This window comes from Flavobacterium sp. (assembly GCF_044368995.1).
Classification (GTDB): Bacteria; Bacteroidota; Bacteroidia; order Flavobacteriales; family Flavobacteriaceae; genus Flavobacterium.
This window is the reverse complement of the sequence record NZ_JBIPMS010000040.1, coordinates 1-12,873: the sequence shown is the minus strand read 5'-3', so window position 1 is coordinate 12,873 and position 12,873 is coordinate 1. Positions and strand designations below refer to the sequence as shown.

The following is a 12,873-nucleotide window of genomic DNA, read 5'->3' as shown; positions in this document are numbered from 1 at the left end:
GGATAAAAATCGTTTAACGTATTTATAACAAATGTTGCACGTTCTTTTTTAGTCATTTTTGTATATTTGATGTCGTAAAGTTAATCAATGTCAATAACAATATCAAAAATCAATAACATATAACTAATTTCCTAAATTCTGAACCTGTAAACCAACACCCTAAACCCAAAAATATGACACATTTAAAAGTAGGTGATAAATCGCCCAATTTCTCAGGAAAAGATCAAAACGGAAAGGAGCATACCTTAGCCGCATATAAAGGAAAAAAACTAGTAGTATTCTTTTATCCGAAAGCGAATACGCCGGGTTGTACAGCTGAAGCTTGTGATTTACGAGACAATTACGAACGCTTTCAAACCAATAATTACGAATTGATAGGCGTTAGTGCCGATAGTGCCAAAGCTCAAAAGAAATTTGAAGAAAAATATAGTTTTCCGTTTGACTTATTAGCTGATGAAAACAAATCTGTGATTGAAGCATTTGGCGTTTGGGGACCAAAAAAATTCATGGGAAAAGAGTATGATGGTATTCATAGAACCACGTTTGTAATTGACGAGCATGGTACCATTACCAATATCATATCTGATGTGAAAACAAAAGCGCACGCCAGTCAAATTTTAGACTAAATAAACAAGAAGTACCTTACGTTTTTCATCTAGAATACACATTTGCTGAACTTGTTTCAGCATCTCGAAAGAACCTGAAACGAGTTCTGGTTGACAAACGATGTGTTTTAACAACGGTTATTTTTACTATAGTCGCGTTTAAAAAGTACTTTATTGTCTTTCGCAATATAGTCGCCGGATAATATCAAATATGGATGATTGTTCGAAAATCCTGCGCTTCGACTTCTTACAATTATTTTGTCGTTTACTTTTAAGCTTTTTAGTTGCTCAAATTCTTTTGGAATAAATTGCATCATATAGGTTTCGCCTTCAATTTCTACGATAAGCCATTTTGGACTAGTTGATTGTACATTTTCTCGCTGAAAAGTAACAGAAGTTACCACTGCTTCCATATCGCTAAAAACTTTAAAGTGCTTTTTTATTTTTTCATAACTGGCGTCCACTTTTTTACCTTCTAGGGAGTTTTCCCATTTTTTGTATTCAATACCATCAGGGCTAGCTTCCCATTTTTTGCGTGCCGCTTTCATTTTTGCTGCCGTGTGTGGCTTTTGCATCGTTTTTTTAGAAAGTTCCTTTTTACTAATGTTGTTGGCAACAACTACGCTACTTACCACAACAGCTACTAAAAGCAAGGTAAACAAGATTTTTTTCGTATTTTTCATATTGTAAATTTTAGTTTTATATTTTTTTAAAAAATTGTTGCTTAGGGTTAACGCCTAAATAACTAATAGTAACAAATAAAGCAAAAATTCTGGATTAGCCAAAACATATAATTATAAAAAAATCTTAAAAATTAGTTAAAAAATTCGCTTACATAATGGATGCTTAGGTTTTCGAAGCCATCTTCTTTACATTCAAGCCACTATTTTCCTAAAATTCTATAAGTCTTTTCTATTTTTGGTAGTAACGCGTCATTAACATCAATCTGAAGATCTAAGATATCTAACAATCTAATCCGTCTAACAATCTAATTCACCACCGCATTAATCTTTTGCCAAAGCACTTCATCAAAATTAGATAAGGCCAGGTTGCTAATATCTGCCGCATCTCCCATGCGTATGATGACTAATTTACGACTGGGTACCACGTATATTTTTTGATCGTTTTTACCCAATGCGCAATACATATCTGCCGGAGCGGTAGTGATGATACTACCATTAAATTGCAATTGACTTTGAGGAAGTTGAAAGCTACTTTTTCCATTTAGCCACCACAAATAGCCATACGCTAAATTAATTGGTTGAGAAGTTGTAGTGGCAGCATTCAAATAATTTGAATTAATAATTTGTGTACCATTCCAGTTTCCATTGGCTAAAGCTAGCAAGCCAAAACGTGCCATGCTTCGGCTATTGCTCCAATAAACACTTAATGCCGTTGGGTCGGTAACCCAAGCGCCAGTCATACCAATTGGGTTGCGTAATTTGTTATTAAAATAAGCGTCCCATGTTTGGTTGCTCGCAGTGGCTACCACATTTTGTAATTTTACATATACATTATGATATGCCCATCGGGTACCTGCATCGGCTACGTATTGTAAATTATTGGGTGTAACAATATCGCCTAAGGCATCATTTAAACCAGAATTCATGCTTAATAAATTTTTGCAAGTAATAAGATTTTCTTTGGCTAATGGCGCACTCGTCCAGCCGGTTCCTATATAGTCGGAGACTTTATTGTTTATATTTAATAATCCTTCTTGTGCCGCTATTCCTGTAACTGTTGCGGTTAATGTTTTTCCCGCACTTGCCCAATACCAAATCGACGTATCGGTATGGCCATTGTAATAATTTTCTAAAACTATTTTTCCGTTATGTAAAACAATAAAACTTTTGGTGTTTTTCTCGGTTAAGTAGGTGTTAAGTGCTGCAATATTTGCCGTGTTCCAACCCATGCTTTCTGGTGTTTTGGTTTCCCAAGTGCCTGTATTTGGCGGAAAATAAATAGGTTCCTCTGGAGGAGGCACACAACCACAATCCGTTTCACTACAAGAAATGAATAGGATACTTGTTATTAGGAGTAGTTTTCTTAGACTTCTTAGATTGTTAGACATTTTAGACTTTCGACTTTCGACTTTCGACTTTCAGACTTTCAGACTTTCGACTTTTTTGCTTGCTCCCAAAAAACATCCATTTCGGCCAAAGTCATATCGGAAAGTGATTTGCCTAATTCGGTGGCTTTACTTTCTAAGTATTGAAAGCGTTTGATGAATTTTTTGTTGGTGCGTTCTAAGGCGTCTTCTGGATTGATATTTAAAAAGCGTGCGTAATTGATCATAGAGAATAATACATCGCCAAATTCGGCTTCCATTTTATCTTGATTATTCGCGGCTATTTCCACTTGTAATTCGGCAATTTCTTCTTGTACTTTTTCCCAAACTTGATGGGTTTCTTCCCAATCGAATCCTACGGCTTTTACTTTATCTTGAATTCTGCTGGCTTTTACTAATGCAGGTAAACTTTTTGGAACACCTTCTAAAACTGAGGTTCTGCCTTCTTTTAATTTCAGCTTTTCCCAATTTTGTTTTACTTGTTCTTCGTTTTCCACCACCACATCGCCATAAATATGCGGATGGCGGTCTATTAACTTATCGCAAATGCTATTGGCCACATCGGCAATGTCAAAATCATTTGTTTCCGAACCTATTTTTGCATAAAACACAATGTGTAGCAACAAATCGCCGAGTTCTTTTTTAATTTCAGGTAAATCATTATCTAAAATGGCATCACCCAATTCATAGGTTTCCTCTATGGTAAGATGACGCAAGCTTTCTAACGTTTGTTTTTTATCCCACGGACATTTTTCACGTAAATCGTCCATAATATCCAGTAATCTTTCAAAGGCTTGTAGTTGTTGTGCTCGGGTGTTCATATTTAGATTTGTTAGATTTTTAGACTGGTTAGATTGTTAGATTGATAGACTGGTTAGATTTTTAGACTTTTTACTTTTGCCTTTCCTTACGTCAAAGATAAAAAAAAATCCCATACTACTAAAGCATGGGATGAATGTATATTTCTAACTGAAAATGGTTATTCAGGGGTTTCTTCTTTTACTTCGGTATTTAAAGCATCTAAAGTAACATAGCCTTTAGGTTGTAAAATATTATACCAATTGAATATTTTTTTAATATCCGATGTGTATACTCGGTCTTCGTCATATTCTGGTAAAATTTCACGGAAATAGCTTTTTAATTTGTCGTCTATTTCTTTGTGCGAAATGGTTGCTTCTCCGTTTTCTTTTGTAGCAATGGCTTTGAAAATGTCAATTAATTTTACTTCTTCATTGTAAGTAAACACGGCAATTTCAGATAATAAACTTACATTACTTCTTAAACCGACAGTTATTTTTTTACCATCTAATAAGGCTTCTGCGACAAATCCAGAACGGGTTTGTACTTTTAATTCGTAAAGTCCTGGTTTCCCAGAAATGGCTAATATTTTTTGAAAACTCATGGGTTATAATTTAAATGTGAGCAAATATATATTTTAATATATGAATTTCCAATTTGAAAATCCAAAATAAAACATAAAATTGTTACGGCTATTTTATTTGATTTTTAAGTTGGCAAATTTCATTCTGTAATCTGGTCTGGCTTTGCCTTCCATAATGTTTTGCAGTTTTTTACCTACTAATTTTTTCTTTAGCATAGAAAGATGGTCGGTAAATAAAATGCCTTCAATATGGTCGTATTCATGCTGTATTACTCTGGCAATCAATCCGTTGTGAACTTCTGTTTTCTTCTCGAAGTTTTCATCGTAATATTCAATAGTAATGGTTTCATGACGCAAAACGTCTTCACGCACATCGGGAATACTTAAACAGCCTTCATTGAAACCCCATATTTCACCTTCTTCTTTTAAAATTTTAGCATTAATAAAGGTTTGTTTAAAATCTTTTAATGCTTCTGCTTCTGTTTTAGATATATCATCGCTATCTGCAAAAGGAGTGGTGTCAATTACAAACAAGCGAATAGGCAACCCTACTTGAGGCGCAGCTAAACCCACACCATAAGCGTTGTACATGGTTTCATACATGTTGCTTAGTGTTTCGGTCAAGTTTGGATATTCTGGTGTAATGTCTTCGCAAACTTTTCTTAAAACAGCTTCGCCATATCCGTATATAGGTAAAATCATGGTTTCTTTTTTTTGCAAAATTAGCAAATTTTCTTTTATTCTTAAGTATTAATTTTCTGAACCCTTTTATCTTGTAATTATATAACAAATAAATAATATTTTAACAAAGCCATTAAGCAATAAAATTCGTATATTTGTGTTATAAAAGAAACAGTAAACAATTCTTAAAAGCCATGAAAAAAATAATTCTATTTGCACTTTTATTTTCAGCTACATTGTCATTTTCTCAAAATTGGACCACATCTTTAGAGGCTGCCAAAACGGAAGCAGCGTCTTCAAATAAAAATATTCTTTTGGTCTTCTCTGGATCAGATTGGTGTGCACCTTGCATTAAATTAGACAGAACCATTTTTCAAACAGAAGTTTTTAAAGCAGAAGCGGCACAAAAATGGGTTTTAGTAAAAGCCGATTTTCCAAAGAAAAAAGGAAACTTACTTTCGGTAGAACTTACAGATAGCAATAAAAAATTAGCTGAAAAATACAATAAAGAAGGTAATTTTCCATTGGTGGTTTTATTAGATACTACTGGTAAAGTCATAGGAATTACTGGCTATAAGAATGTATCGCCTACAGAATATGTGCAACTTTTAAATGCGATGATAAAATAATGAAATTGAAATTTTGTCTTTTTTGGTTTTTAGGAACCTTAACTGCTTTTTCTCAAATTACACATAAGAAAAAGTATTTTTTATTGGGCAGTCCTTTTGAAATTACGGTAGTGGCCAAAGATACCATTGAAGGGGATTTTTATACCAATTTAGCTGTAAATGAAGTAAAACGAATTGAAAATTTAATTTCAGATTGGATTTCGACTACACAAATTTCACAAGTAAATCAGAATGCAGGTATAGTTCCTATTAAAGTCAATAACGAAGTATTCGAATTGGTGGAACGCGCTATTAAAATTTCTAAATTAACGGATGGTGCTTTCGATATTTCGTATGCGTCAATGGATAAAATTTGGAAATTTGATGGGTCGATGAAAGAAATGCCTTCACCTGAAGCGATTAAAAAATCAGTAGAACGAATTGGTTATGAAAAAATAATTTTAGACGCCAAAAACAAAACGATTTTCCTTAAAGATGCCGGTATGAAATTAGGACTTGGCGGTATTGGTCAGGGCTACATTGCCGATAAAGTGAAAAAAGTACTTCAAGCCAAAGGTTGTACTGCCGGAATTGTAAATGTTTCGGGCGATATAAACACATGGGGTAGTCAAACAGATGGTAAACCTTGGACGGTTGGTGTGGTAAATCCTGTAAATAAAAATAAAGTTTTTGCTACTTTTCCACTTATAGATAGTGCTGTAGAAACTTCAGGAAGTTATGAAAAATATGTCACTTTTAATAACATTCGCTATTCGCACATAATTGATCCTCGTACAGGATATCCAGCAACAGGCGTAGTAAGTGTTTCAGTATTTGCCAAACAAACAGAAATTGCAGACGCTTTGGCAACTGGCGTTTTTGTTATGGGAGTAGAAGTAGGATTGGATTTAATTAATCAACTGAAAGGCATTGAGTGCATTATTGTGGATGATAAAGGTAAAATTTTTACATCTAAAGGAATTGATATCAAAAAATATGAATAAAACATTCCGTTATAGGAGGTGTGTAAATAATAAAAATATGAAAAAGTTTTTAAAATTAGCGGTTTTACTTTTGGTTTTCCAATCGTGTAATTCGGTTAAAGAGTACGAAAAAGAAAAAATCAACGATGTGGACATGAAATTATCCGCTCGTGCTTCAGAACGTTACGAAACGTCTTTTCAAGTGTATCGTGAAGCAGCCGCAGGTGCCAATGGTGGAAAATCTGGTGGTGGTTGTGGTTGTAATTAATATATAAAGATGAAAAAAATAGTATTCGCCCTAAGTTTATGTTCGTTTTTATCGTACGCGCAACAAAAAAAAGACACAACAATTGTATTTAAAAAACGTGTTTTGGAAACTACAGAAATTGACTTTTTATCTAGTTATTACAAACAAGATGGAACACATTCTTCTGTTGGAGGTGGCATTGGTTCTGAAAAATTAACCAATGCCACAGCCAACATAGTAATCGCTATGCCTTTAAATGACGATGATGTGTTAACCATTGATAGTGGTATTTCTGCTTATACATCCGCTTCGTCAAGTAATATCAACCCTTTTAACGCTTCAGGTGCTTCCAGAGGTGGTGAAGGAGATGATGACGATAGAGTAGCAGCTGTCGCATTGGCAACAGGTCCAACAGGTACGCCTTGGCAAGCCTCTTCTGGTGCTTCGCAGAGTGATGTATTGGCAGCCATAAATGCCAATTACAGTCATAGTAGCGATGATAGAAATTTTATTTGGAATGCCGATGTGGCTTTTTCAAATGAATACGATTATACTTCAATTGGTTTTGGAGGTGGTATCTCTAAATTATTTAATGATAAAAATTCAGAAGTATCTTTAAAAGTCAATGCCTATTTAGACCAATGGCGTCCTATTTATCCAACAGAATTAAGTGAATTTGGAAAATACGGTCCTGGTTTTCAAAGCAATGGTTATTTTGCAGGTGTTACGGTATATAATCAAAGCGGTGCTGTTTCCTCGGGTTATTTGCCAAATACATTTGCAAAATGGAGTGCTGTTGCCAGAAACTCGTATTCGGCATCTGTTGGTTTTTCTCAAGTTTTAACAAAAAAGTTTCAAGTTTCAGTGTTTTTTGATCTGTTACAACAAGATGGGATGTTATCCACACCATACCATAGAGTCTATTTTGCAGATAAACCCAATTATTATATTGGAAACCCAGCTAGTATTTCAAATTACGAAAACCCTTCAAATAGCGATGTATACCGTTTGGCGGATGACATTGAACGTTTACCAAATACGCGTTTTAAATTACCAATTGGGGCTCGATTAAATTATTATTTAAACGAAACTGTTGTTTTTAGAACGTATTACCGTTATTATTCTGACGATTGGGACATACAAGCACATACTGCTTCCATTGAAATTCCAGTTAAAGTATCTGATAAATTTACCATTTTTCCAATGTATAGATATTATACACAGTTGCAATCTAAATATTTTGCTCCTTTTGAACAACATCTTTCTACGGAAAAATTCTATACTTCAGATTTTGATTTATCTACATTTAACGCCAAGCAATACGGTGCTGGATTTACGTATACCGACATATTTACCGCTGCGAAAATTTGGAAATTCGGACTAAAAAACATCGATTTCAGATTCAATCATTACGAAAGAACTGACGGCTTGCATGCAGATATTGCTACGATTGCATTTAAATTTGTAAATCAGTAAATCAGTAAATATTATTCATTAGCGCCACCAACATCACTATTATCTAATTTAATTGGGTATTTAGGATTGAATAAGACAATAAACTTCTTAGTTTTATAAGTATTATATGTCATTTTGTTGGACAAAGCAATAATCGTAACCGTATCTGTTTTTTGAGTAATATACGATGAGGTATTGCCGTGCCACCAACCGTTATGATACGTTAAGGTTGGTGCCTCAGGCCATTCACGTAAACGAATACCTAAACCGTAATTTTTTTCTCCTTTCGATTCGTAACTGTATCCTTTAAATATTTCTTTCTTTAGTTTTTCGCTAAAAAAGTTATCCGAATACGTAGCCAAGTCGAATTTTAATAAATCACGTGCGGTGGAGTAAATATTTTTGTCGCCATATACCAAATCCAAATGGTCAAAAGCCAAACGTAATCTATTTGATTTATAGGTTTGACTTACCGTATCATGGTGTTTTTCGTAATCAAACACAAACGTATTTTTCATTCCTAATGGTTTAAAAAGAAGTTCATTCATCGCTTCATGATACCGCATTCCTGAAACTTTTTCAATGATTAACGCTAATATCGAATAGTTGGTATTACAATACGCAAATCGAGTGCCTGGTTTGCTTTCCAAATGAATTTTCCCGGAATTTATAAGTTTTAAAATATCTTGATTGGTAATGCGTTTAGAGCGGTCCCATTTTACATCACGCTCTATAAAATATCCGTAATGACGCAATCCGCTTCGGTGATTTAGTAACATCCTAACTGTAATTTCGTCAAAATAAAAACCTTTTAAGTATTCGGAAACTTTATCATCTAATCCAATTTTTTCTTGGTCAACCATTCTTAAAATCACCGCTGCCGTTAATACTTTACTTACTGAAGCGATATGAATGGGCTTATTTTTTCTGTTTTTATCGTCTTTTTCTTTGTAGGCAAACCCTTCATAATCTTCAAATAAGATTTTTCCATTTTTAGCCACTAAAAACTGACCATAAAAGTCATTTTTGTTAATTAATTTATTGTATTGGTAACTAATTTCGTTTTTCTGTTTCTCGCAATAGGCAGGATCTAATTCGTTAAATGCCACAAAAAAGTCGCTTTGATCTTCTTGTGTACCATTATTTTTTGAAAATTCGGATGCTTTGTCTTTGCAAGATATTGTGAATAAAGTAAGGCATAAAAGGGAACGGCGTATTCTCATTATTTTCTGATTTCTATAGTTGGATTTTGTTCGATTAACTGCGCAATAAATTGGTCTCTATTATTTGGTGATATAAATATATCGTCGTATTTATGATAAACAATTTCAATTCCTTTGTGATGACAGCCCGGTTTGTAAAAATTTGTTTTCATTATAGAATTGGAATATTTTATGGTTCTAATTTCTGAAATTTTAATTTTTGTTTTGTAAAAAAACAAGGAAACAATCAATAGGTTTTCTTGAATTTCATAATAGGTAGTGAAAAACGCAACCGTAATAAATACGCTTAAAAGCAAAATTAGAAAACCAATGGGCGCCAACACCATTTCTATAGCATCTCCTGAAAAAAATGCAATAAGCGATATTAGTATTGCAGGAAAAAAGGGAATGAAGAAATTTAATTTACTAAAGTCTGATTTATATTTCATGAATGGTTTAACTGTTTTCTTATGGCGAATTACTACTTAAAATTTTTTTTTGATTCGATTTTATAAAAATGTCACCTGCTTTTGCAAATTAAAGTATTTTTGAAGTATTTTTGATAAAAAATTATTAAAAATGTCAACTATCAATTGGAAAATCGTTAAAGAGTTCGAAGATATCACTTATAAAAAATGTGATGGTGTTGCGCGTATTGCCTTCAACAGACCTGATGTGCGCAATGCTTTCCGTCCAAAAACAACTGCTGAATTATTAGATGCATTTAAAGATGCCCATGAAGATACTTCTATTGGTGTTGTGCTTTTATCTGCTGAAGGGCCGTCTTCTAAAGACGGAATTTGGAGTTTTTGCAGTGGTGGCGATCAAAAAGCTAGAGGCAACCAAGGGTATGTAGGCGAAGACGGTTACCACCGATTAAATATATTAGAAGTACAACGTTTAATTCGTTTTATGCCAAAAGTAGTTATTGCCGTGGTTCCAGGTTGGGCTGTTGGTGGCGGACATAGTTTGCATGTGGTATGCGATTTAACTTTAGCAAGTAAAGAACATGCCATTTTTAAACAAACCGATGCTGACGTAACCAGTTTTGATGGGGGTTATGGTTCAGCATATTTGGCCAAAATGGTAGGGCAGAAAAAAGCCAGAGAAATTTTCTTTTTAGGAAGAAATTATACTGCCCAAGAAGCCTACGAAATGGGTATGGTAAATGCCGTGATTCCGCATGCTGAATTAGAATCAACTGCTTTTGAATGGGCACAAGAAATATTAGAAAAATCGCCAATGTCTATTAGAATGTTAAAATTCGCTATGAATTTAACCGATGATGGTATGGTGGGTCAACAAGTTTTTGCTGGTGAAGCCACACGATTGGCCTACATGAGCGAAGAAGCTATAGAAGGCCGAAATGCTTTCTTGGAAAAACGCAAACCCAATTTTGAGAAAAAGTACATTCCTTAGGTTGGGTGAAGGGTATAAGGTAAAAGGTTTAGGGTAAAAGCTTAAAGTAAAAAGTAAAAAAGATGCAGGAATTTACAAATGAAACTACAGAAATTATCGATTTGCCTAGGTTTGAGGAAGTGAAATTAAATCAATTACAGCCTAAGTATTTTACTGTGGTTGCAATTATTTTGAGCCTAATTAATTTTATTATTTTAATGGTTTATTTGGTTACTTATTATTTTCAAACTGAACTTTTTTCCAATATAATTTGGTTGGTTATGGGAATAGCAATTTCGATTTTAATTGGCTTATCATATCCACTAGCAAAAATTAGTACCAAAAAAAAAGGATACGCTTTTAGAACCCACGATGCCATTTATAAATCGGGTTTAATTTCTGAAACGACTACAATAATTCCGTTTAATCGGGTGCAACACGTAGCGCTTCATCAAGGTTTTTTTTCGAGAAAACTTGGCTTGGCTTCTGTAGAGCTGTTTACGGCTGGTGGCAATAGTTCAGATATTAAAATACCCGGTTTGCTTTTGGAAGACGCTCAGAAAATAAAAAATTTAGTTTCTAAAAAGATCAATCCAGATGCAACGGATGCACTTCAAAACGTTCATAATATTTTGGAATAAATGAATAATTTAACAGATTTTTCTCAGCCACAACGTCAATCATTACTAGGTGTTTTAGTTATGTTTGCAGATACCTTGCAAAAAATTTTGCGGGCCATGTGGCCTATTTTGCTAATTTGGTTAGTAAAGATGGATGCTTCCAAAACTGCATTTATATATTTAGGAATTCTTGGTTTCATTGTAATTATTGCGATAATTTCTTATTTGCAATACTACTTTTTCACGTTTTATATTGATGAAGAAAATAGCGATTTCGTAATTCAAAAAGGTGTTTTAAACAAAACCAGAATCACCATTCAGTTGCACAAAATTCAGCAAGTAAACATCAATCAAAGTCTAATTCAACGATTTATAAATGTATACAAATTAGAAATTGATACCGCAGGAAGCGATAAAAAAGAAGCATCCATAAGCGCTATTCCACACGAACTTGCCATCGTTTTAAAAGATCGATTAATCAATTACGCTTCAGAAAATTCAACGTTTATAGAGGATAAAGAAGTAGTTGAAGTACCGTCGGCGCTAGTGAAAATTAGTTTGTCAAGTTTGATTAAAATTGGATTAACTTCAAACTATGTTAAGAGTTTTGTGTTATTTATTGTTTTTATGTCAGCGGTGTTAGAAAATATTAAAAATATATTTGATGGTGCACAAACTCAAGAGGATAAAGTGACGGGTTATTTAGATAAATTACCAATATTAACTTCAATAGCAATAGTTTTAGGAACGATTATTGGAATAGTATTGGTTGTTAATTTATTTCAAACTATTATAAAATATTATGATTTTACAATTCGTAAAAACAAACAATCAATTGTACTTTCTTACGGATTATTGGCAACCAAAAACACATTATTACATCCAACTAAAGTCCAAGTTGTTACAACCACTCAAAATTTCTTTCAGAAAAAGTTTGATATTCTAACAATTGGTATCCGCCAAGCATCAAGTAATCCTGAAGCTAAAAGTAAAAATGATAAAATTGATGTCCCCGGTGCTTCATCATTAGAGCGTGATGAAGTTTTAAAATTACTCTTTAACACGTTTCCAGAAAAAGGAAAATTAATGCTACCAAATTGGCGAAAATTGGTTTTAAAATTATTTTTTTTACTACTACTTCCTATAATTATTTTCTCATTGGTTAATTTATTTTTTGATTTATTGAGGTGGGACGAAGTGGCTTTGTATTGTTTTGTTTTTGCAATTTTTTCGGGGATTTTAACTTGGTTTTCGTATAAAAATTATAAGCTTTTTGTTTCTAATGATTTCATTATCAAACAAAATGGCGCGTGGGATATTGACAATACAATTGTAGAACCTTATAAAATACAAGCCATTACAACGCAACAATTTTTTTGGCAAAAAGGTACAAATATTGGTTCGGTTAATTTGTCAACTGCGGCTTGTAACATTGAATTTTCAACTGGCAACTATAATGAAATAAAAAAAATGGTGAATAATTGGTTGTATCAAGTGGAAACCACAAATAAAAACTGGATGTAATTGTATGGAAAAGTTAATTGCAAATAAAAAACTTCTTCTGTTTTTAAGCATTTCAATGCTAATTTATTGGTTACTTTGCAACACAATTGATGTATATAAAT

15 protein-coding genes are annotated in these 12,873 nt (G+C 33.3%); 8 read left to right on the top strand and 7 right to left on the bottom strand.

The window, feature by feature from the left end; all coding sequences use genetic code 11:
• Nucleotides 1-173: 173 nt before the first annotated feature.
• On the top strand, nucleotides 174-626 hold the full coding sequence (gene bcp, locus ACIQ2I_RS04575) for a thioredoxin-dependent thiol peroxidase (protein WP_396181252.1): 453 nt from the start codon (nucleotides 174-176) through the stop codon (nucleotides 624-626).
• Nucleotides 627-733: 107 nt separating this feature from the next.
• Here bcp and ACIQ2I_RS04570 read toward each other — a convergent pair whose 3' ends face one another.
• From ACIQ2I_RS04570 to def, 5 genes are all read right to left on the bottom strand, one after another.
• Nucleotides 734-1,288, bottom strand: a complete 555-nt coding sequence (locus ACIQ2I_RS04570; RefSeq protein ID WP_396181251.1) for a hypothetical protein — start codon at nucleotides 1,286-1,288, stop codon at nucleotides 734-736.
• A 305-nt stretch (nucleotides 1,289-1,593) separates the two neighbouring features.
• On the bottom strand, nucleotides 1,594-2,676 hold the full coding sequence (locus ACIQ2I_RS04565) for a serine hydrolase domain-containing protein (protein ID WP_396181250.1): 1,083 nt from the start codon (nucleotides 2,674-2,676) through the stop codon (nucleotides 1,594-1,596).
• Between the two features lie 38 nt (nucleotides 2,677-2,714).
• A complete protein-coding gene (mazG, locus tag ACIQ2I_RS04560; protein ID WP_396181249.1) occupies nucleotides 2,715-3,494 on the bottom strand; it encodes a nucleoside triphosphate pyrophosphohydrolase in 780 nt (259 codons plus the stop codon).
• A gap of 158 nt (nucleotides 3,495-3,652) precedes the next feature.
• Entirely contained in the window at nucleotides 3,653-4,075 is a 423-nt protein-coding gene (locus ACIQ2I_RS04555; protein ID WP_396181248.1) for a DUF5606 domain-containing protein, read from the bottom strand.
• A 93-nt stretch (nucleotides 4,076-4,168) separates the two neighbouring features.
• Complete coding sequence (gene def, locus ACIQ2I_RS04550; protein WP_396181247.1) at nucleotides 4,169-4,756, bottom strand: peptide deformylase; 588 nt, start codon at nucleotides 4,754-4,756, stop codon at nucleotides 4,169-4,171.
• A 173-nt stretch (nucleotides 4,757-4,929) separates the two neighbouring features.
• Here def and ACIQ2I_RS04545 point away from each other — a divergent pair, with 173 nt between their 5' ends.
• From ACIQ2I_RS04545 to ACIQ2I_RS04530, 4 genes are read left to right on the top strand one after another with little or no spacing between them, the layout of a single operon-like run.
• A complete protein-coding gene (locus ACIQ2I_RS04545) occupies nucleotides 4,930-5,364 on the top strand; it encodes a thioredoxin family protein (protein WP_396181246.1) in 435 nt (144 codons plus the stop codon).
• Nucleotides 5,364-6,347 (top strand): FAD:protein FMN transferase, encoded by a 984-nt coding sequence (locus tag ACIQ2I_RS04540; protein WP_396181245.1) that lies wholly within the window; start codon nucleotides 5,364-5,366, stop codon nucleotides 6,345-6,347. Before ACIQ2I_RS04545 ends, ACIQ2I_RS04540 begins: the two co-directional genes overlap by 1 nt.
• Nucleotides 6,348-6,384: 37 nt before the next feature.
• Complete coding sequence (locus ACIQ2I_RS04535) at nucleotides 6,385-6,594, top strand: DUF4266 domain-containing protein (RefSeq protein WP_396181244.1); 210 nt, start codon at nucleotides 6,385-6,387, stop codon at nucleotides 6,592-6,594.
• Nucleotides 6,595-6,603: 9 nt separating this feature from the next.
• Entirely contained in the window at nucleotides 6,604-8,049 is a 1,446-nt protein-coding gene (locus ACIQ2I_RS04530) for a DUF3570 domain-containing protein (RefSeq protein ID WP_396181243.1), read from the top strand.
• 11 nt (nucleotides 8,050-8,060) lie between these two features.
• Here ACIQ2I_RS04530 and ACIQ2I_RS04525 read toward each other — a convergent pair whose 3' ends face one another.
• Nucleotides 8,061-9,251, bottom strand: a complete 1,191-nt coding sequence (locus ACIQ2I_RS04525) for a serine hydrolase domain-containing protein (protein WP_396181242.1) — start codon at nucleotides 9,249-9,251, stop codon at nucleotides 8,061-8,063.
• Nucleotides 9,251-9,679, bottom strand: coding sequence for a PH domain-containing protein (locus ACIQ2I_RS04520; protein ID WP_396181241.1), 429 nt, complete (start codon nucleotides 9,677-9,679; stop codon nucleotides 9,251-9,253). The genes ACIQ2I_RS04525 and ACIQ2I_RS04520 overlap by 1 nt, the downstream gene beginning before the upstream one ends.
• Before the next feature lie 130 nt (nucleotides 9,680-9,809).
• Here ACIQ2I_RS04520 and ACIQ2I_RS04515 point away from each other — a divergent pair, with 130 nt between their 5' ends.
• The 3 genes from ACIQ2I_RS04515 (at nucleotide 9,810) to ACIQ2I_RS04505 (ending at nucleotide 12,772) form a co-directional block, all read left to right on the top strand.
• Entirely contained in the window at nucleotides 9,810-10,649 is an 840-nt protein-coding gene (locus tag ACIQ2I_RS04515) for a 1,4-dihydroxy-2-naphthoyl-CoA synthase (RefSeq protein WP_396181240.1), read from the top strand.
• A 62-nt stretch (nucleotides 10,650-10,711) separates the two neighbouring features.
• Entirely contained in the window at nucleotides 10,712-11,269 is a 558-nt protein-coding gene (locus ACIQ2I_RS04510; RefSeq protein ID WP_396181239.1) for a PH domain-containing protein, read from the top strand.
• Entirely contained in the window at nucleotides 11,270-12,772 is a 1,503-nt protein-coding gene (locus ACIQ2I_RS04505) for a PH domain-containing protein (protein WP_396181238.1), read from the top strand.
• The last annotated feature ends 101 nt before the right edge of the window (nucleotides 12,773-12,873 follow it).